Below are 20346 nucleotides of genomic sequence, written 5' to 3'. Positions count from 1 at the left end.
ACTAGGTTAAAATTGCGCCTCATTTAGCCGCGTGAACTGACAAGGAGTTCGGCAATTATCAAGCGTTTAGCCTCATTCGCCAAGCGAGTCCTGCCTTCCAAGCAGGAAAACACGCCTGCGCGCACCTTACCAAAACCCACCGTGATCCCGCGCTCGGAACACCCCATCTCCCGCGATGATATTCCCGAGAACGCGTTAAAGGTGTTGTACCGCTTGCACAAAGCCGGATTTGAAGCCTATTTAGTGGGTGGCTGCGTCCGTGACTTACTCCTTGGCGTGACGCCAAAAGACTTCGATGTGGCAACCAATGCCAGTCCAGAGCAAATCAAAGGCCTGTTTCGCAACTGCCGTTTGATCGGCCGACGGTTCCGGCTTGCGCACATTGTCTACGGCAAAGATATTATTGAAGTAGCCACCTTCCGCGGACATCACCCAGAAGATGAAGATGACTCAGGGCGCAGTGTGCAACCGCATGCCAAGCAGAACGATCAGGGGCTGTTATTACGCGACAATGTGTACGGAACCATTGATGAAGATGCACAACGCCGCGATTTCACCGTCAATGCGCTTTACTACTCCATTGCTGACTTCGCCATTTACGATTTCGCAAATGGTATTGCTGATCTCGAAGCGGGACGACTGCGCCTCATTGGCGACCCAGAACAGCGCTACCGCGAGGATCCGGTTCGCATGTTACGGGCTGTCCGTTTTGCAACCAAATTAGGGTTACGCATCGAAGAGCAGACTGCAGCACCAATCAAAACCTTAGCCCCCCTGCTGGAAAATATTCCACCAGCACGCTTGTTTGAGGAGTTCTTGAAACTCACCTTACACCAGCGCGCTGAAGCAAATTTTGAGTTGTTGCACGAATACGGCCTGTTTACTAAATTATTCCCGATGCTGAAATCAGCGCTCAAGCAGCCTGAGAGTTTTGAATACCGCATGACTCAACAGGTCTTTGCGGACACAGATGCGCGCCTTCGCGAAGATAAGGGAGTCAACCCTGCTTACCTTTTTGCTGCTCTTTTGTGGTACCCAGTGCAAGCTCACGCAGAAGAAATTATGGCCGAAGGCGGCTTGGCGGAATTTGATGCCTTTGCGATCTCCGCGGCCGACGTGGTTGGTCGACAAGTGCGTAGTATCGCCATTCCGAAGCGGTTTAGTTTGCCCATGCGGGACATCTGGATGTTGCAACTTCGGTTACGTCAGAAGCAACCACGTCGTGCCATCCGGTTACTTTCGCATCCGAAATTCCGGGCAGGTTACGACTTCCTTTTACTCCGTGCCCGTGTAGAGAACCACCCCTCATTACGTGACTTGGGTAAATTCTGGACCGACCTGCAAAAAGAGCACCCGCAAGCACTCGAGAGTGCACCTCAGGACAAACGCTCGCGGAGCGGAACTCGCCGTGGTCGCCGCCCGCGTCGCCGCAAACCTAGCAGTAACAACGGGTAAGCTCAAATGAGCCCAGTGTACCTTGGACTAGGCGCCAACCTTGGGGATCCAATCGAGACGCTCCATCGTGCTGTTGCGGCGTTACGCGCCGCACCTGGTTTGCACAACGTCACCTGTTCAGCGCTGTACGCGAGTAAACCCATGGGGCCGCAAGACCAACCCGATTATGTAAATGCCGTCGTCAGAGGATACACATCGTTGCCCCCAGAGGCGCTCTTGGATGTCGTGCAACAAATAGAACACGCCCATGGACGTGTTCGAAAAGAACGCTGGGGAGCGCGCACACTAGATATCGATATACTACTCTATGGTGAGCAGCAGATTGCCACAGAGCGGTTAAATATCCCTCACGTGGGGCTTGAGCTTCGCGAGTTTGTTCTGATTCCTCTCGCTGAAATAGCTCCAACACTTGATCTGCCCTCGGGTAAATCAGTAAAGTCTCTGGCTGAACGCATTCCATTAAATGGATTGGTGAAAATTGCACCCGCGCCCTAAGCGCACTGTGTACACACATCAGTTCGATACATTCGCCGCATGACACAGGATTCAATCGATGAGCCGTATCCGTACCGCAGCACTCATGAAGATGAAACGCGAGGGCGTTAAAATCACCGCTCTCACCGCTTATGATGCCAGCTTTGCCAAACTAATCGCAGAAGCCGGTGTGGATGTCATGCTCGTTGGCGATTCACTTGGTATGGTATTGCAAGGCCATGACTCCACGCTTCCTGTCACCGTGGCCGATGTAGCCTACCATACCCGTTGTGTGCGTGCTGGCGCTCCTGAAGCGTTCGTTATCGCAGATATGCCGTTTATGAGCTATCCGGACGTCGCGAGCGCGTGTGAGCATGCCGCTGAGCTCATGCGAGCAGGCGCCAACATGGTGAAACTCGAAGGGGAGACCTGGCTGGTCCCGATAGTCGAAGCACTCACCCGCCAAGGAATTCCAGTATGTGCTCATCTTGGTTTACTTCCTCAATCGGTCAATGTGATTGGCGGATACAAAATCCAAGGTCGGGAAGAGGCGGCAGCAGATCAAATGATCGCCCACGCCAAGGCGCTTGAAGCGGCCGGTGCGCAGCTTTTAGTCGTGGAATGCATTCCCGCAACACTCGGCGCCCGTGTGTCCGCATCACTCACTATTCCAGTGATCGGCATCGGTGCTGGGAATCAGACGGATGGTCAGATTCTGGTCATGCACGATATGCTTGGTCTGAATGCCGATTACCTACCCAAGTTCACCAAGAACTTTCTGCAAGGCAGTGACAGCCTTGATGCAGCGATCCGCGCCTACGTTGCCGAAGTGCGCTCGGGTGAGTTCCCTGGCCCAGAACATACGTTTAATTAAGCAGGATTGAACTGGCTATGCAGCATCTTGAGACGTTAGAGGCACTTCGCAACCTTCGCCAACGATACCGTCAGCTGGGCGAGAGCGTCGCATTCGTCCCCACAATGGGTAATCTACACGAAGGCCATCTCCGTTTGGTAGACCATGCGAAGACGCTCGCAGACCGGGTTATCGTTAGTATTTTTGTGAACCCCATGCAGTTTGGTCAGAACGAAGACTTGGATGCCTACCCGCGTACGCTCGCAGCCGACTGTGAAGCACTCCAAGCTCGAGGTGTTGATGGCGTGTTTACTCCAACCTCTGCGCTCGTGTACCCCAAAGGGCTTGCCGCACAAACTTTCGTCGAGGTTCCAGAGATTAGTCAGATTCTATGTGGCGCCGCTCGTCCCGGTCATTTTCGTGGCGTGGCGACTATCGTCTGCAAACTCTTCAATATGGTGCAGCCCGAGCATGCAGTGTTTGGTAAAAAAGACTATCAACAGCTAAAAGTCATTCGCTTAATGACAGAAGATTTGTCCCTTCCTATTGCGATTCACGGCGTCGACACAGAACGTGCCCATGATGGTTTGGCTTTAAGTTCACGCAATGGCTATCTGAGCGCGGAAGAGCGGGCGCAGGCGATACAAATCTATCAGGTTATGCAGGCGCTTGCGGCCGGTGTGCAAGCCGGCCAGGCAATTGCAGAACTCGAGGTACGCGGTCAACAAGCGTTGGTTGATGCGGGATTTAAACCAGATTATGTCGCAATTCGACGTCAAGCTGATTTACAACCGGCAGAAGCGAGCGATGAAGCCTTAGTGATTCTTGTTGCTGCCTATCTGGGGAAAACCCGACTTATTGATAACTTGGAAGTGTGGCGCTAAGCGCCACTTAAAGTCCTGCTTCAGTCGCTGCGTCCATTACGCGCTGCAACAAACTTGGCGCACTTTCCGCAATAGTCCGTTGCTCTTCGATAATCTCGGCGAGCATCTTCTCGCTCGTCAGCGGGTTTGCTAGCACGGTTCGGAACACAAGGGTTGGTTCCCGATGATACTGTGCAGGGGTTAGCTTCGTTCGAGAAACAAACGAGCGTCCATTCTCACGCTGGGTTTTTTGAATATATTTGGTCAGCACATTTAAGCTAGGCGTCACTTGGGCAATTTGCTCGGGTGTCGCTGCTTGCAGTCGCTTTTTCAACGAGCGAGGAATGTACCGGTAGGTGAGTAGGCACAGTTCCGGATGGGTAACCACCTCAAAATCCGGCTGTCGCTCAATGAATCCTGCAAAAAAGTGGGCCTTATCAATACTCGTATTGATCAAGAGCTCGTATCCACGCCGTCCCATCACATGCAACGCTGAATAAACAAGCATGGCCATGCCGGGCCGCGAACCCTCAATGGTGTGGCTTCCTAAATCTTTTGAGCCCCGACGAATCACATATTCCGCATGGTGCTCAATGGCGTTCACCAACGCCGGATCTTTAAACAACACCATGCCTGCCCCCATAGGCACATACATTTGCTTGTGTGCATCAATGGTCACACTGTCCGCACGTTCAATTCCGTGCAATAAAGGGCGGTGTTTTTCAGACATCAGGGTGGCGCCGCCCCAAGCAGCATCCACATGAAAATGCGCTTCGAGCGACTGAGCTATGTCAGCCATTTCATTGAGCGGATCCACATGGCCAGTTTCAGTCGTGCCGGCAATGCCGACAATGGCCATCACCCGACCACCCCCTTGCTCGACTTCATCCGCTATGCGGCGTAGCGCATCTATTTGAATACGGTTCTCTGCGTCTGTGGGGACAGCGATAATGTTCTTCCGACCAATACCAAGCACATCAGCCGCTTTGCTTAATGAGTAGTGTCCGCGCTCAGAGACTAAGATTACCAATCGGTTATAACCATAATATTGTAAACCGGCCGGCAAACCTTCGGCTGAGACGCCCGCAAACTGGTCCGATGGGGCAAGCAAATTGTTGCGAGCCACCCAGAGCGCAGTGATGTTGGCAATCGTACCGCCGGAGCAAAATGCACCCAATGAATGGTCGGCGTTATGCATCCAACGGGTATAAAACGCCTCGCTTTCACCGTACACCAAATGATGCATCATACCGAGCACTTGACGTTCTAACGGCGTAAATGCTTTCGACGTCTCGATCTTCACAAGGTTCTGGTTCAAGCCAACCATCAGCTTCGCTAATGGCAGCAAGAAATAAGGTAAAGCCGACGTCATGTGGCCGATAAAACGAGGAGATGCCGTGTGAACCGATTGCGCCACTAAGGTGTGGAGGAGTTTTTCCGTGTGAGTCGAGACAAACTCAGGCTGCTCAGGGATGCCACTCGCTGCAAAGTCTTGTTCGATTTCATGCAATGGGCGCTCTTGCGCGACAATGTGCGACGACAGAAAATCCTCTAGATTCTCTGACAAATGCCGTTCAATTTTCCCAAGGGTAGAGTCAGGCGCTTCCGGAACAGTGAAGATCCGAAAGAGTGATTCCATACTGACTTCTGCGGTGAGTTTAGGCCCCACACGATTCTCCTGGCCTGTTTTTGCGAGCCGGGGACTTTAGCATATCCCCGGTTGATTCGGCTAGTTTTCTGAGCGCTTCTCGCTGTTCGATCGACGCAAGTTTTGGGTGATCTAAACGTGCGTTGAGCGCCCAAAGTGGCTGTCCGCTGGCTTGGTATTTACGCTCAAATGGCGTAAACGGATGCGCTTGGAACGCAAGCGCAACAATCTCACTGTCAATCTGCAGTGTCCGTAACGCAATTTGCATCTCTTGCAAGTACAAAGGCCAATTGGTTCGCATATGCAGCTGACCGCCCAAGTTTACCAACGCGGGAAAAACTGGCGCGCCATGCCAGCGACGCCCCACGTGTTTCTTCTTCGGCCACGGGTTCGGATAGAGTAAATAGTGATGGGCGAGGCGCCAGCCTGCTCCCTCAGCCAGACGCCAAAAATCATTGAGATCCGCCCGCACAATGATCAGGTTCGTCGGTTCGTGGTGCGGTTCCATGCCGGTAAACTTACCGATTCGATGGGCTGATTTATCCACCCCAATGACCAAGGCATCCGGATGTTCCTCGGCAATACGCAACGAACTCTCGCCCACACCACAGCACGAATCCATGATCAGGGGACCATCCCATTCTTGGACACGCTGAGCGACCTGTGCAAACGCCTCACGACTATGATCAGCCACAGGCTTTTTGAATTCGCTCTGCCAATAACGAGCAACCAACGCGGGAACCTCTTCATGAGGACCGCTTTGATTGCTCGTAATACGACGTGATCTAGCCTCGGACATTAGGTCCGTGTTCCTGTGCCGCGCTTCAAGAGCCACCAGGCCAGCAAAAAGAATGCGACATTGAAGGCAAGCAGAACGGTAATCGCAACCGCAGGGGCAATGTCGGACACCCCAATAAAGCCATAGCGGAAGCCATTGACCATATAAATAATCGGATTGAATTGTGACACGGTTTGCCAGAACTGCGGCAAAAGACTGATCGAGTAGAAAACCCCGCCTAAGTACGTCAAGGGAGTCAGCACGAAGGTCGGAATGATTGAAATGTCATCAAAGGTTTTTGCAAACATGGCATTGAGTAGACCGCCCATTGCGAACAATGTCGCGGTCAACAATACCGTCAACAGGATCAACCCGAAGCTTTGAATCGAAAGATCGACAAAGAAGCCAGAAACCAAGGTGACGATAACCGCCACCAGAAGGGCACGGGCCACACCACCTCCAACATATCCCAGAATTATCGTGATATTTGAGACCGGCGCTACCAACATTTCCTCAAGGTTCCGCTGAAACTTGGCACTGAAAAAACTCGATGCGACATTCGAGTAAGCATTGGTGATCACCGACATCATGATCAAGCCTGGTACGATAAACTCCATGTAACTTACTCCCCCCATCTCACCAATTCGGCTCCCAATCAAGCTGCCGAAAATGATGAAGTAGAGGGTCATCGTGATAGCGGGCGGCACCAGAGTTTGCACCCAAATACGCAAAAAGCGTGTGCACTCCTTAATCCAGATGGTCTTTAACGCGGTGAAGTGAATCGGGTTTTGCATCTTATGCGCCATGGGTAACAGACTCCTTGCGGTCACGACCCTGTTCAACCAAGGTAACAAACAACTCTTCTAAACGATTCGCTTTATTGCGCATTGAGAGCACCTTGCAGCCTTGCTCGGTGAGCTCGGAAAACACCGAGTTCAACCCAGCCGATTTGGCTACATCCACTTCAAGGGTGTGATCATCAATGACCCGCATCGTCGCACTGGTGATCGCTGGTATCTTTTCAACGGGCGCTAAATCGAGCACAAAGGTTTCAATGTTGAGCTTACTGAGTAAGCTCTTCATGGTGGTGTTTTCGATAATCTGACCTTTGTCGATAATCCCGATGTGACGACAAAGCATCTCTGCTTCTTCGAGATAATGTGTGGTCAAAATAATGGTGACGCCTTCTTTGTTGATGCGTGTTAGGAAATCCCACATCGAGCGGCGTAATTCAATATCTACACCCGCGGTTGGCTCATCTAAGATGAGGAGTTTGGGTTCATGTAGAAGCGCGCGCGCAATCATCAGGCGCCGCTTCATCCCACCGGACAGGGTTCGTGCGCGGTCATTGCGCTTTTCCCATAGACCTAATTGCGTCAAATACTTTTTGGCCCGCTCTTTCGCTAGATCCCGCGGAACGCCGTAGTATCCAGCTTGATTCACCACAATCTGGAGCACGGTTTCGAATTGATTGAAATTGAACTCTTGTGGAACCAGTCCAATATGCTGTTTCACTTCGTTGATTTGCGTGTCTAGGTCGTACCCAAAGACCCGAACCTGCCCCTCGGTTTTGTTCACTAACGAAGAAATGATACCGATTGTTGTCGACTTCCCTGCCCCATTTGGTCCAAGTAGCGCGTAAAAATCGCCTTCACGAACCGTCAAATCTAATCCTTTCAGGGCTTCTAAACCACCCCGATAGACTTTTCTTAAGCCTGTTATTTCAAGTGCAAATGTCATGTATGACTCCAATCACTGCGCAGCAGTTTAGCCTTTGTCGTCGGGCTGATAACCCCACCGCTGCATAATATTTTGGTCAAGCCCCAAGTGATCAAGGATGCGTGCGACCACAAAGTCGACCAAGTCTGAGATTTGTTTTGGCGCATGATAAAAACCTGGTGCTGCAGGCATAATGGTCGCCCCCAGCCGAGAAAGATTCAGCATGTGTTCCAGATGAATTGCATGCAATGGCATTTCGCGCGGGACCAGAATCAACTGTCCCCGCTCTTTGAGAACCACGTCCGCTGCACGCTCAATTAAATTGTCGCTGGCTCCCGTCGCGATCGCAGAGAGGGTTCCTGTTGAACACGGACAAACCACCATACGTTTGGGCGCAGCTGACCCTGAAGCCACCGGTGAAAACCACTCTTCACGGCCATACACTCGCAATTGCTCTGAGGTCACCTCAAATCGTTCACAGAAGAACGCCTGGATACTCTCAGGAGAGCCCGGTAACTTCATATTTTCTTCCGTAGCAAAAACCACTCGGGCTGCACTTGAAATCAGCAACGAGACTTGCTGATCTTGTTCCAAGAGACACTCGAGCAAACGAAGCGCATAGGGAGCCCCTGATGCGCCGGTGATCGCCAGTGTAATACGCCCGTCTTGTTGTGACTGATGTGTCATTCCACTCAATCCTCTATTCTGGTGAGTTCGCGCTGGTGAGAGCCCAAACGACAACTCGTGTGTTACCCGTCGGTAGGAACCGGGTCGTTTGCCATGATACCGTTGAGCAGCTGGTCATGGATGCCACCAAAACCACCATTGCTCATGACCACCCAATGATTAGCGATCGATGCATCCTGAGCCCCCAAATAAGGCGCCTCATTCGCAAACAGACACTCAACCAACGCTGCAACGGAGGCGCAGACATATACCGGTTTTCCACTCGCCTCGAGTTGAGCGGCCAAAGGCCAATCAACACCGTCCGGTTGTAGCGCATAAATAGCGTCGGCTTCACGAAACGCCGGCCCTAGTGTTTGCGCATGCACACCCGCTTTCATGGTGTTTGAACGTGGTTCAAAAATCGCAACCACCCGTTGGGAATCAACGCGCGCACGCATTGCTTCGAGTGTGGTGCGAATGGCGGTTGGGTGATGTGCGAAATCATCAAACACAGCTACACCACATCCTTGGCCGCGCAATTGCAAACGGCGCGCTGGCGCTTCGAAACTGGCAAGCGCCTGAGCCGCAACCTGCGGCAACACTCCCACCGATGCCGCGGCTGCTATCGCCATTAAAGCATTGCGAACGTTATGTACGCCAATCAGACTCCATTGGACCTGCGCAACACGCTCACCATTTTGAATGATGTGAAAGTGGCTTCCATCATCTGCATTGAGTTCAAAATCCCAAGCCGCCCCAGGGCCAACCCCCTGACATTCGACCCAGGATGCCGAAGCCACCACTGGTGCTACTGCAGGCTCATCAATGGGATATAACACATGCCCATCTTGTGGCACTGTTCGCAACGCATACTTGAACTGCTGTTGGATCGCCGCGAGATCAGCAAAAATATCCGCATGATCGAATTCCAGATTATTCACCACAAAGGTATCAGCGAAATAATGCAAAAACTTGGAGCGTTTATCAAAAAACGCCGTGTCATATTCGTCGGCTTCAATCACGAAGTAGTCACTGTCGGTCAACCGCGCCGTTTGCCCAAAAGGTTGAACCACCCCACCGATCAAAAAGCTCGGTGATTTTCCAGCTTGCTCCAGAATCCATGTCAGCATCGAAGCCGTTGTGGTTTTGCCATGCGTTCCTGCGATCGCCAAAACATGTTTTTGGCGCAACAAGGTTTCACCCAACCATTGTGGCCCCGAGATGTATGGAATTCGACGTTGCAACACCGCTTCAACCAGCGGATGCCCGCGGCTTAATGCATTGCCGATAATGACCTGATCCGGAGCAGGTTCAAGCTGTGTGAGGTCATCGTCCTGGTGCAATGCAATCCCGAGTTTTTCAAGTTGCGTGCTCATCGGGGGATACACATTTTTATCAGAACCTGTCACCCGATAGCCAAGCGCCTTCGCAAGCGCGGCAATACCGCCCATAAAGGTGCCACAAATGCCAAGAATATGAAGATGACCTTTCGTGGACGGTGTAACGATTCGGCGGCTCTCCGCCCCATCCTGTAATGATGACTCGTTCGACATGATTATTTCGGCATTCCTTTCAACAAATTAACTTGCTTCATGGTCTTGTGACGGGGCATCACGCTGTTCGGCGTCTAACTTTTAAATAGTAACCGCCCATTGTATCACTACATCTAGACCGATTCATCCGCATTCCATGTGCGCAAAAAGGGAGCATCTGGAAGGGATTTCAGGTACACTAGCGGGCGTTTCCGGCAATGACCTAAAAACGACACAAGGACCCGAGGCTAATCATGCAACGCCTGATTCCCGTTCTGAATAGTGATCACGTACCCTTACACTTAATTTCCGTGATCAACACTTTGCTCACCGCTGCAAAAGAAATCTCTCACCGCCTCCATCAAGGAAGTCTCGCAGGAACGCTCGGGTCAACCCTCGACGCGAATATTCAAGGCGAAGTCCAGAAGAAACTGGATGTGGTGTCCAATCAGCTCATCAAGAATATGCTCCTTGAAACCGGGCTTGTCCACGCGGTCGCTTCTGAAGAAGAAGACGACGTCGTGATGGGCAACCCCGACGCAAAATATTTGGTGGCATACGATCCACTCGATGGCAGCTCAAACATTGATATTAATGGCGCGGTTGGGACTATCTTCACCATTCTTGAAAAACCAGATCATCCTGCAGAGGGCACCGAGTTGTTCCTGCAAACCGGCGATGAGCAGCTAGCGGCCGGTTATATCCTCTATGGTCCAAGCACCTTGCTTGTGATGACGACCGGGCGTGGCGTGCGCGTCTTTACGCTCGACCACACGGTTGGCGAATTCCTCCTTACCGTCGATAAGATCACCATTCCACAAGATACTCAAGAGTTTGGCATCAATATGTCAAACCAGCGGTTCTGGCTCCCGCCAATGCAGCAGTACATTGCTGATCTGTTGGCAGGCAGCACCGGCCCGCGCAAGAAAGATTTCAATATGCGGTGGAACGCGGCCATGGTGTCCGATGTCCATCGAATTCTAACGCGCAGTGGAATTTTTAGTTATCCAATGGATTACAAAGACCCCAAGAAGCCCTGCAAGCTGAGGCTACTCTACGAAGCCATGCCGATGAGCTTCCTCATGGAACAAGCGGGCGGGCGGTCTTCTACAGGCTATGAGCGCATTATGTCGATTCAGCCAACCCACATTCATCAACGCGTCTCCGTGATTATGGGCTCGCGCAACGAGGTCGATACCTGTTTGGGATACTTTAAACAACATCCCTGCACTCGACCCGACAGTATATAAATACCGCATATTCGCGCCATTCACCGGAATCCTTTTGAGCTTATGCCCCCAGATTCGGTATACTTGCGCGGTTATGAAAAATTTAGCGAACTTGAAAGGAACAAGACCATGAGTCTGAACGCTGTACCTGCAGGCAAGAACCTGCCAGAAGAAGTAAATGTCATCATCGAGATCCCAGCAAATGCGGATCCGATCAAGTACGAAGTAGATAAAGACACCGGCACGGTTTGGGTTGATCGCTTCATGTCGGCACCGATGTTTTATCCATGCAACTATGGCTACGTGAACGACACCCTATCGCTCGATGGCGACCCAGTCGACGTGCTCGTCCCCACGCCATACCCACTCCTGCCTGGTTCTGTGATCCGCTGCCGTCCAGTCGGTGTACTGAACATGAGCGATGAGTCCGGCGAAGACGCAAAAGTTGTTGCCGTTCCAATCAGCAAGCTCAGCAAAGAGTATGATCATATTCAAGATGTGAACGATTTACCGGAGCTGTTAAAAGCGCAAATCACTCACTTCTTTGAGCGCTACAAAGAGCTTGAAAAAGGCAAGTGGGTCAAAGTTGAAGGATGGGCAAATGCTGCCGCAGCAAAAGCAGAAATTTTGTCTTCCTATCAGCGCGCGCAAGAGCAAAAGTAAACGCTCACCCAACGTCAACTTGAGGACATTGGTTCCATGACAGACGTTTGCATTTCTGCCCAGGACCTCGTATTTACGTGGCCTGGGCAACATCAATCGACACTAAACATCCCGGCACTCACCATTCAGCGCGGAGAGCGCGTTTTATTGCGTGGCCCAAGCGGAAGTGGAAAATCAACCTTGCTGTCATTGCTTGCCGGCGTACATGACGTGCAAAAAGGCGAGCTCCAGGTACTCGGTACCTCATTGAAGACTTTATCAAGCCGGCGCCGTGACCGGTTCCGTGCCGATCATATCGGCTACATCTTTCAACAATTCAATTTGTTGCCATTTCTATCCGTCACTCGCAATGTCCTCTTAGCACTTGAGTTTTCCAAGGCCCGCCGCGCACGATTACAATCTTTAAACACAGGGGCTCAAGCCGAGTGTGAGCGCTTGCTAACGGCACTGGGAATCCCACAAGAGTTGTGGGAGAAGCCCGCTAGTCAACTCAGTGTGGGGCAACAGCAGCGAGTTGCTGCCGCACGCGCATTGATTGGACAACCCGAATTATTGATCGCTGACGAACCCACCTCAGCGCTTGATACCGATGCACGCGATAACTTCCTCGCCTTATTGAAGGCGGAGTGTGAGCGAGCGAAAATCACACTGCTTTTTGTCACGCATGATGCCACGTTGAGCAAACACTTTGATCGCGTGATTGAGCTTCATCAAATCAACCTGGGCCATCCCGGTGCATCGGAGGTGAAAGTATGAACTTAATTCGCCTCGCCCTCGCAAGTTTAAAGAGTCGAGCCAGCAATGCGTTCCTCACCGTGTTTGCCATTGCCATTTCCGTCACCCTCCTACTCGGTGTAGAACGTGTAAGTCAGGAAACTCGCGCAGGATTTGCCAATACAATTTCTGGGACAGACTTGATCGTCGGCGCTCGCAGCGGCTCAACAAATCTTCTCTTGTTCTCGGTTTTCCATATTGGCAATCCAACCAATAACATCACGTGGCAAACCTATCAGCACTGGGACAACAACCGACATATCGCTTGGACCGTCCCTATCGCACTCGGTGATAGTGTCCGAGGCTTCCCAGTCGTGGGGACAGACCAACGTTACTTTGAACACTTCCGTTACGGTCGCCAACAAAACCTCGCCTTTGAGCATGGTGGTCCCTTCGAAATTGGCGAAGCCGTGATTGGCGCAGAAGTTGCTCGGCGGCTCGGCCTTGAACTCGGCAGCGAACTGGTGGTCGCCCATGGAACCGGCTCTGTCAGCTTTCACGAACATGATGATCACCCACTTGTGATCAGTGGCGTCCTCGCTCGCACCGGAACGCCGGTGGATCAAGCCGTGTATATTCACTTGCGTGATTTAGACATGATGCATGGAGGACATTCTCACGATCACGAGCATGGTCATGAAGCGCATGAGCATTCAGGCCACGAGGGGCATAACCATGAAAGCCATGACCACGGAGATCACGAACATGGTCATAGCCATGGTCACGGAGATCACACGCATACTGGTGATTCCCATGAGGCTCACGCGCATCACGGGCAACATGGCGAAGCACACTCCCATGAAGAACAAGCCCATGCGCCACCCCCAATCCCCGGAATCAGTGCATTTTTAGTCGGGTTGGACTCACGTCCGCGGGCTATATTCTTGCAACGAGAAATCAATACCTATCGTGATGAACCGCTGACAGCCATTATGCCCGGAACGACATTACAAGATCTCTGGCGCACTTTGAGTGGCTTTGAGCGCGCGTTGACAGTTGTTTCAGCGTTCGTCCTACTGACGGGGTTAATCGGGATGCTCACTATGTTGTTGGCCAGTCTACGGGAACGACGACGTGAGATGGCGGTCTTACGTTCCATTGGTGCAGGCCCAGGTACGGTGTTCACCTTATTGGTCAGTGAAGCGGTCGCGTTGACCCTTGCGGGAATCGTCCTCGGCGTTGCACTCTTGTACGGGGCCTTGTTGGTTCTTGCACCATGGGTTCAGCAGTCATTTGGTATCGTCCTTGCGGTCAGTGGCCTGAGTTTCCCTGAGTGGGTGCGCATGGGGATCGTCTTGGTTGCTGGATTAGTGATCAGTTTCGTACCGGCTTGGCGTGCGTATCGCAACTCGTTGACCGATGGTTTATCAGTGAGGCTTTAAATGAAAAAAGTTGTACATCTAGTGACTTGCATGGGCATTTGGGTTGCTTTCGGACTCATGAGTTCCGCAGCCATGGCCGACGTCCGGCAGTTAGATTGGCGCGAATTACGCCCAGCGGATTGGACACCGCCTCCAGTCCGTGACCCCATGTACTATGAAATGAACCCTGAAGCTCAGGTCCAGACAAACTTGGACGCACCTCTGGTTCCCGAGCTGGACGGACAAAAGGTTAAAATTCCTGGGTATGTGGTGCAACTGGAAGGCGATGACCGCCGGGTCACTGAGTTCTTACTCGTTCCTTACTTCGGTGCCTGCATTCATGTTCCACCACCGCCACCGAATCAAATCATCCACGTTCGCTTTCCTGAGGGTGTGCCCTACCCAGTTACATATGACGCCGTGTGGGTTACGGGGACTATGAAAGTTGAGCACCTAGATGCAGACATCGCTCTCGTCGGTTATCAAATGGAAGCCGCAGAAGTCATTTCTTACTTCTAAGACGCTGCCTTATGGTCACAAAAAAGCCAACCCGGTGAACCCGTGTTGGCTTTATTTATGCTCAAGTGATTTGAAGTGCGTGTTTAGAACCGCAAGTTCACCGCAACAAAGGGGCCGCGGAAATCATAATCTGCTTGCAGACGCTGCCCTTCATCAATTTTAAAGTTCAGACTCCGGTAGCCGGCGCTGATGTATCCCTCGAACATCCGATTATCAAGAAAACGATAGCGAATAGCTGCCTCAATATCCTGAACTTCGTTGTCGTCAAATGAGAAAAAGTGACCTGAGCCTTGCACCGAGAGTCCAGTAAATGGAAGTGAAGTCTCAAGCAACAAATATACCATCGGGATATCTGCATCGATGTCATCACGGGTCGTTGGTCCATCGACAATGTCGCGCTCCAAGTAACCGCGTACCCGCTTTAAGCTGACACCAAAATGTAGCCGGGTCAGATCGTTATCTAACGGCGCATAAAACAATGTGAAGGTATCATGCCCCAAGTCCAGACGACCGTCGAAACCACTGGATGATCCGGTGAATTCCAGTTCCTGCGTTTCCAATCGAACATTTGGGATCAAGGGGATAAAATGCTGAAAAGAAGCTGAAAGACGCAACTGCCCATTGCGATCCCAATTAGCAGGGAACATCTCTTCGCCCATATCCGTCAACGAGTCCGATCCCGAACCATCTGGATTCCAATACTGCGCCTCTGCTTCGATCGAGAAGAGGTCGGCATGGGCAGGAAATACAACCGTGCTCGCTAAAACAAGTGCAGCGGGAAGCGTTAATCTCATAAGGGAACACCTTTTTGTCATCTGGGGGGTGAACTAAGCATACCACACTTACAGGTATCCTTAATGTCCATGGTGCCCCTGATGTTGGCGCTGCACGAGTTCCTTTACGGGAACTTTAACTGTGTGCGTAGAACCATCGCTGAAGACCAGCGTGAGATCATGATCGGTATCCACGACCAAAGGCTCGCTCAATCCCATCAACATAAGGTGGTACCCACCGGGTTGTAGTTCCACTGATGAGCCTGCAGGAATGGTTAAAGCATCCATGGCTTCCATCCGCATTTGGTCGCCCTCACGAACATGACGATGTACTTCGACATCCTCTGCGATGGCAATGCTTCCACCAATGAGCAAGAGGTCCTCATCGCCTAGGTTACGAATGGTTCCAAATCCAGCACCATTCGCTTGCCCCGGAATCGACTGACGAAGCCATAGATCATCAGCATCCACTTGGACCGATTGCGCAACGGCTGTGAATCCGACCAAACTTGCCAGTAAGAGAAGAGCCCACTTCATGGTTTATTTCCTCATTATTGTTATTGAGGAAAATACTCTATCCCAAATTACGCTTGTTGTGTACGGCTTCGAGTGAAAAGCCATGCAACAAACAGAATCAGAAGCAGTGGCCAGAATACCGAGAAACCCACCATCAGCAAAACCCCAAGGACAATCAGCCCCCCAATGACCGTACTGCCCAGGAGGACAGCACCGACAAAGAAGCCAACGCCAGCAAGCAAAGCAACCACGAGAACTGGGACAAGAAGCGCGAGGACACCTTCCACCGCCAAGGTGAAAATTGCTGGTCCAAACAGCGCGAGTGCCAAAACGACGGTCAAGATAATCAGTAAAGTACGCATTGAGTGATCTCCTTTCAAAGTTATACAGGAGAACATTCAAAAACAGTGCCAATTATTTAAGTGACTGATAATACATAATTTAAATAAAAAACACTCGACAGTAAGTGGGAAAAACCACCAACCGTTCGTAATTCTTACCACCAGTCGTAAGCATCGTCGTCATCCCATGCGGAGAAGTAATACTCGGCGGATGCTTTGGCTATCGCAAGCGTGTTGTCCAGTGAAGCCACAAGATTGTCATATGTTTGGCCATAATCCATGATCTCGTAACGGGTCACGATAAAGTCATCCTCGTCAATCACGATTTTAGCAGCCGCCCATCGAAGGTTTGTGGTGTTCAGTCGCCCGTAATCGACCATTCCATCCATCTCGTATGTGACAGAAAATACTAATCCGAGACACTCTCCTTCGGAGCAAATCTTGCCGATCACTTCAAAAATAAAGCCTTCGCTATCATTTGCACGCATTTGAAAGCTATCATCCGTAGCCGTGGACTCCACCACAGTTGCACCGAACTCGTGAATAAGCTGCCTAGCGAGCGCTTGATCAGCGCGCGTATAAAGCCGCGATCCCTTGCTATCGTCTGACGCTGTTTGTGCGGTCGAAATAGTTGGTATTGCCATCATGCTGAGGGCAGCAAGAAGGAGAAGGGGATTGATTATTGTTTGCATAAGAAGCTTCTCTAAATAGAGTCACCATGACTCTCTTCTTATATAAGTCAAAAAATCGGCCTTGAATAGATTCGCCATCAAAAAAACCCCTCAGTACTTGAGGGGTTTGGCTTATTGGCTGTTATCACGTGGCGTCAAGCTAGTACTAGAATCGATAACGGAGCTCTGCATAGTAATAGCCGCCATTAAACCCAAAAGGCGCATTGGTATTTGGGTACAAGAAAATGCCATTGAATTGATTCTCTGGCCGCTGCTTATCCGGATATACATCAAATAGGTTTTGCGCACCAAACTTCGCGGTCAAACGTTCAGACACCTGATATTGAAAACTCAGATCGGTAATCCACTTGCCACTGAATGTAGTTCGCAAGCCTTGATTGTTTTCCAAGGTATAGTCACCGAAGTAAGTGAAGCCGAGATGCGTCGTCCAAGCGTTCAACTGATGGTTGAAACTCAAGCTCCCAGTATGGCGAGGGACACTTTCTGTCATTCGAGTCCGCTCAACATTATCGAACAAACGTGACTCAAGACCACCCAGAATTTCCGGCACGGTAATGCGGTCTATCTCTGTTTCATTGTAGCCGTAAGCAGCCTGTGCCCGTAAGCGACCCCACGCACCAAGATCATACTGTTGCGCTACAACAACATCGATGCCGCGCGTGGTCGTATCCACCGCATTAACAAAGAAGCGAGCGTTATCGGCCCCAGCTGCCGCAAGAGCCGAAGCAACCGCTTCGGAATCACTCGGAATGAGGGAGCTTGAGAGAATAATGCGATCATCGATCTGTATCTGGAAAGCATCCACTGAAACAGACAAACCATTGTCGCCGTTCCATACCGCACCGACACTTAAACTGCGTGACTCTTCTGGCTGAAGGTTACCAATTTCCAATTCTCGGGCAACCGCACTGACGTTATTAAATGTTCCTGACTGTTCAGGCACAAGCTCACCATCGCGATTCACAAACAAGGTCGAGATATTCGTGAAGTACAGCTGCTGCACGCTCGGAGCCCGGAAGCCTGTGTTGGTCGTTGCACGAAAAGCGAGTTGATCGGTCACATCATATCGACCCGAGAGTTTCCAGCTCGTATGGCTGCCAAAATCCGAGTAATCCTCAAATCGAAGGGCTGCACCCCAACGGAACTGATCGGTCAATTGGTTTTCCACTTCAGCAAAGACGCCAATATTATCCCGGGACTGGCGAATCTCCGAATCAGGACTAAACCCGGTAAAGCCCTGACTTCCTGCAGGACGATCCTCAAATCCACCGTCCAGGTAGCTTTCTTCTTCGCCTGCGATGATCTTGTAGCTATTGCGACGGTAACTCGTCCCCAAGGCGACTGAAAGCTCTGAGTAGTTCGCAAATGGGTAAGAACGTGAAATCTCGAAGTTTGCCGTGAATTCATCAGCAACCAAGGTCCCTGCATTAAATTCTGTCGGAGAGTCCGGACCTAGGGAAGCATTTAGTGTATTTTTCACATTGTAGATAAACTCACTTTCCCCATACACCACACTCGCATCAGCATGCCAATCCCCCAAGTCGAAGCGGTAACCGGCGGCAACGGAAGCATCATTCACATCTGGTTGAAGAATCGGCAAAAAACCGTCTGGGTAAACCTCAATCAAGTTTCGTTCATCAAGGGCGCGCCGATAGAATGCGCCCGATTCAGTCGTCCGCGCGCTCCACCCACCAAAGCCGTATAGCTCACCATGTTCCAATTGGTAGAAGGTATTAAAAAACAGGGACGAATTCGTATATTCAGCATCACCTACATGATGACTACGGCGGTTAAATTCTTCTTCCCGTGGATCAAGAGAACCATCTTCCAGCAGGGGATACTGCTGACGCGGATCTAAGCCTGCGCGGTTTGTACGGTTCCGATCCTGATATTCAAACGAGAGCGTAAGACCGCCTTGATCAAAGAGATTAATTCCCAACGATCCCTGCAATTTTATCTGTTCCCCATCGCCCTGATAGGTTTGCCCATAAGAGACACCAAAGTGCCCTCCTTCGGTCTGATCCCGCAAGACAATATTAATAACGCCTGCGATGGCATCCGACCCATATTGGGCTGCAGCACCGTCGCGTAGAACTTCAATGCGTTTGATCGCTGAAATAGGAATTGCGTTTAAATCTGCATTTGAACTTCCGCGTCCTGTCGTTCCATTTAAGTGAACCAAAGCACTGGTATGACGGCGCTTTCCATTAATCAGGACTAAGGTATGGTCCGGAGATAATCCACGTAAAGAGGCAGGGCGCACCGCATCGCTGCCATCGGTGATAGAGGATGTTGGGAAGTTATAGCTTGGAATTGCATATTGGAGTGCTCTTCCGGTCTCAGTAAAACCAGCCGCTAAGAGTTCTTCTCCGGTAATAATATCCACCGGAGCGGAGCTTTCCGTAGCGGTTCGCAAACTCAATCGAGAGCCAATCACTTGGATGCGATCCGCTGTGCTAACTTCCGATTCCCCTGTGCTTCCACTTTGCGCAAAGCCGGTCATGGGAACAGCAAACACAGAAGCTAAAGCGAGCGAGAGTGACGTTCGTTTCATATGTTTTCCCTTTTTCATTTATTATTGGAAAAACATTACCACTTCTCTGCTCCCGTCCCAATATCAAAACGCTACAAGTTATAACTTCTAACCCCGTATTTTTCATGCACCCAACGCATTCACATGAAGTGACGTAGCCAACGCACCGCGTTGGGAGCCAAGTATCACGTAGCCAACGCACCGCGTTGGGGCGCAATTAAATACACCACCAAGACTTATGTATTGAATTGACGTAGCCAACGCACCGCGTTGGGACGTAATTAAATACACCACCAAGACTTATGTATTGAATTGACGTAGCCAACGCACCGCGTTGGGAGCGTAATTAAATACACCACCAAGACTTATGCATTGCATTGACGTAGCCAACGCACCGCGTTGGGGGCGCAATTGAATACACCACCAAGACTTATGTATTGAATTGATGTAACCAACGCACCGCGTTGGGAGCGTAATTAAATACACCACCAAGACTTATGTATTGAATTGATGTAACCAACGCACCGCGTTGGGAGCGTAATTAAATACACCACCAAGACTTATGCATTGCATTGATGTAACCAACGCATGGTCCATAACGGGGCTTTGGAAGGTCTGGCCCAACGCACCGTTACGGAACGTGCGTTGGCTACGGTAGGACACTCAGATGTGAAACAAATAAAAAAGCCCCTCGCTTTCGCGAAGGGCTATTTTATTTGGATGCCTGGCAGTTTGCCAGGGACTCGCAGAGCTCGCCCCGCTACGCAGGGTGAAGCCAAACTGTTGGCTTCACCAAGAACCTGCTCCGCCCTACTCGAGAGTAGGACACTCAGATGTGAAACAAATAAAAAAGCCCCTCGCTTTCGCGAAGGGCTATTTTATTTGGATGCCTGGCGGTGTCCTACTCTCACATGGGGAGGCCCCACACTACCATCGGCGCTGACATGTTTCACTTCT

Annotated in this window: 20 protein-coding genes; 9 read left to right on the top strand and 11 right to left on the bottom strand. The window is 51.0% G+C overall.

What is annotated here, in order from left to right:
- Positions 1-144 precede the first annotated feature (144 nt).
- The 4 genes from pcnB to panC are packed head-to-tail and all read left to right on the top strand — an operon-like array spanning position 145 to position 3666.
- Complete coding sequence (gene pcnB / locus CWE11_RS09285; protein WP_126777386.1) at positions 145-1455, top strand: polynucleotide adenylyltransferase PcnB; 1311 nt, start codon at positions 145-147, stop codon at positions 1453-1455.
- A 6-nt stretch (positions 1456-1461) separates the two neighbouring features.
- Positions 1462-1950 (top strand): 2-amino-4-hydroxy-6-hydroxymethyldihydropteridine diphosphokinase, encoded by a 489-nt coding sequence (gene folK / locus CWE11_RS09280; protein ID WP_126777342.1) that lies wholly within the window; start codon positions 1462-1464, stop codon positions 1948-1950.
- A gap of 58 nt (positions 1951-2008) precedes the next feature.
- Positions 2009-2803: a 3-methyl-2-oxobutanoate hydroxymethyltransferase gene (panB, locus tag CWE11_RS09275; RefSeq protein WP_126777341.1), complete on the top strand. Its 795-nt coding sequence runs from the start codon at positions 2009-2011 to the stop codon at positions 2801-2803.
- A gap of 17 nt (positions 2804-2820) precedes the next feature.
- Positions 2821-3666 (top strand): pantoate--beta-alanine ligase, encoded by an 846-nt coding sequence (gene panC / locus CWE11_RS09270; RefSeq protein WP_126777340.1) that lies wholly within the window; start codon positions 2821-2823, stop codon positions 3664-3666.
- Between the two features lie 7 nt (positions 3667-3673).
- On the opposite strand, the gene panP is transcribed toward panC, so the two are convergent.
- The 6 genes from panP to mpl form a co-directional block, all read right to left on the bottom strand.
- Positions 3674-5314 (bottom strand): pyridoxal-dependent aspartate 1-decarboxylase PanP, encoded by a 1641-nt coding sequence (gene panP / locus CWE11_RS09265; RefSeq protein WP_275540962.1) that lies wholly within the window; start codon positions 5312-5314, stop codon positions 3674-3676.
- Positions 5304-6092: a tRNA (guanine(46)-N(7))-methyltransferase TrmB gene (trmB, locus tag CWE11_RS09260; protein ID WP_126777339.1), complete on the bottom strand. Its 789-nt coding sequence runs from the start codon at positions 6090-6092 to the stop codon at positions 5304-5306. Before trmB ends, panP begins: the two co-directional genes overlap by 11 nt.
- Positions 6092-6877, bottom strand: a complete 786-nt coding sequence (locus tag CWE11_RS09255) for an ABC transporter permease (RefSeq protein WP_241971767.1) — start codon at positions 6875-6877, stop codon at positions 6092-6094. Before CWE11_RS09255 ends, trmB begins: the two co-directional genes overlap by 1 nt.
- Positions 6867-7811 (bottom strand): ABC transporter ATP-binding protein, encoded by a 945-nt coding sequence (locus CWE11_RS09250; protein ID WP_126777338.1) that lies wholly within the window; start codon positions 7809-7811, stop codon positions 6867-6869. Before CWE11_RS09250 ends, CWE11_RS09255 begins: the two co-directional genes overlap by 11 nt.
- 27 nt (positions 7812-7838) lie before the next feature.
- Positions 7839-8477: a flavin prenyltransferase UbiX gene (locus CWE11_RS09245; protein ID WP_126777337.1), complete on the bottom strand. Its 639-nt coding sequence runs from the start codon at positions 8475-8477 to the stop codon at positions 7839-7841.
- Between the two features lie 62 nt (positions 8478-8539).
- Positions 8540-10009 carry a UDP-N-acetylmuramate:L-alanyl-gamma-D-glutamyl-meso-diaminopimelate ligase gene (gene mpl / locus CWE11_RS09240; RefSeq protein ID WP_126777336.1) on the bottom strand — a complete coding sequence of 490 codons (1470 nt, stop codon included), beginning with the start codon at positions 10007-10009 and terminating at the stop codon, positions 8540-8542.
- A 233-nt stretch (positions 10010-10242) separates the two neighbouring features.
- On the opposite strand from mpl, the gene CWE11_RS09235 reads away from it, so the two are divergent.
- The 5 genes from CWE11_RS09235 to CWE11_RS09215 all read left to right on the top strand — a co-directional run bounded on the left by CWE11_RS09235 (position 10243) and on the right by CWE11_RS09215 (position 14534).
- A complete protein-coding gene (locus tag CWE11_RS09235) occupies positions 10243-11238 on the top strand; it encodes a class 1 fructose-bisphosphatase (protein WP_126777335.1) in 996 nt (331 codons plus the stop codon).
- A 108-nt stretch (positions 11239-11346) separates the two neighbouring features.
- Entirely contained in the window at positions 11347-11880 is a 534-nt protein-coding gene (ppa, locus tag CWE11_RS09230; RefSeq protein ID WP_126777334.1) for an inorganic diphosphatase, read from the top strand.
- 36 nt (positions 11881-11916) lie between these two features.
- Entirely contained in the window at positions 11917-12636 is a 720-nt protein-coding gene (locus CWE11_RS09225) for an ABC transporter ATP-binding protein (protein ID WP_126777333.1), read from the top strand.
- Positions 12633-14036 carry an ABC transporter permease gene (locus CWE11_RS12220; RefSeq protein ID WP_126777332.1) on the top strand — a complete coding sequence of 468 codons (1404 nt, stop codon included), beginning with the start codon at positions 12633-12635 and terminating at the stop codon, positions 14034-14036. Before CWE11_RS09225 ends, CWE11_RS12220 begins: the two co-directional genes overlap by 4 nt.
- On the top strand, positions 14037-14534 hold the full coding sequence (locus CWE11_RS09215) for a DUF3299 domain-containing protein (protein ID WP_241971766.1): 498 nt from the start codon (positions 14037-14039) through the stop codon (positions 14532-14534).
- Positions 14535-14617: 83 nt separating this feature from the next.
- Here CWE11_RS09215 and CWE11_RS09210 read toward each other — a convergent pair whose 3' ends face one another.
- The 5 genes from CWE11_RS09210 to CWE11_RS09190 all read right to left on the bottom strand — a co-directional run bounded on the left by CWE11_RS09210 (position 14618) and on the right by CWE11_RS09190 (position 19410).
- The gene (locus tag CWE11_RS09210; RefSeq protein ID WP_157981336.1) at positions 14618-15328 is read right to left on the bottom strand and encodes a TIGR04219 family outer membrane beta-barrel protein; all 711 of its coding nucleotides are present in this window, start codon (positions 15326-15328) and stop codon (positions 14618-14620) included.
- A 60-nt stretch (positions 15329-15388) separates the two neighbouring features.
- Positions 15389-15844 carry a copper chaperone PCu(A)C gene (locus tag CWE11_RS09205; RefSeq protein WP_126777330.1) on the bottom strand — a complete coding sequence of 152 codons (456 nt, stop codon included), beginning with the start codon at positions 15842-15844 and terminating at the stop codon, positions 15389-15391.
- A gap of 47 nt (positions 15845-15891) precedes the next feature.
- Positions 15892-16185 (bottom strand): hypothetical protein, encoded by a 294-nt coding sequence (locus tag CWE11_RS09200; protein WP_126777329.1) that lies wholly within the window; start codon positions 16183-16185, stop codon positions 15892-15894.
- Between the two features lie 134 nt (positions 16186-16319).
- Complete coding sequence (locus tag CWE11_RS09195; RefSeq protein ID WP_126777328.1) at positions 16320-16856, bottom strand: type III secretion system chaperone family protein; 537 nt, start codon at positions 16854-16856, stop codon at positions 16320-16322.
- A 145-nt stretch (positions 16857-17001) separates the two neighbouring features.
- Entirely contained in the window at positions 17002-19410 is a 2409-nt protein-coding gene (locus CWE11_RS09190) for a TonB-dependent receptor plug domain-containing protein (protein ID WP_126777327.1), read from the bottom strand.
- Positions 19411-20346: the final 936 nt, after the last annotated feature.

It is taken from the genome of Aliidiomarina sanyensis, from assembly GCF_003987175.1.
Taxonomy (GTDB): Bacteria; Pseudomonadota; Gammaproteobacteria; order Enterobacterales; family Alteromonadaceae; genus Aliidiomarina; species Aliidiomarina sanyensis.
The sequence above is the reverse complement of the archived record's forward strand: the minus strand, read 5'-3'. Positions and strand labels throughout refer to the sequence as shown.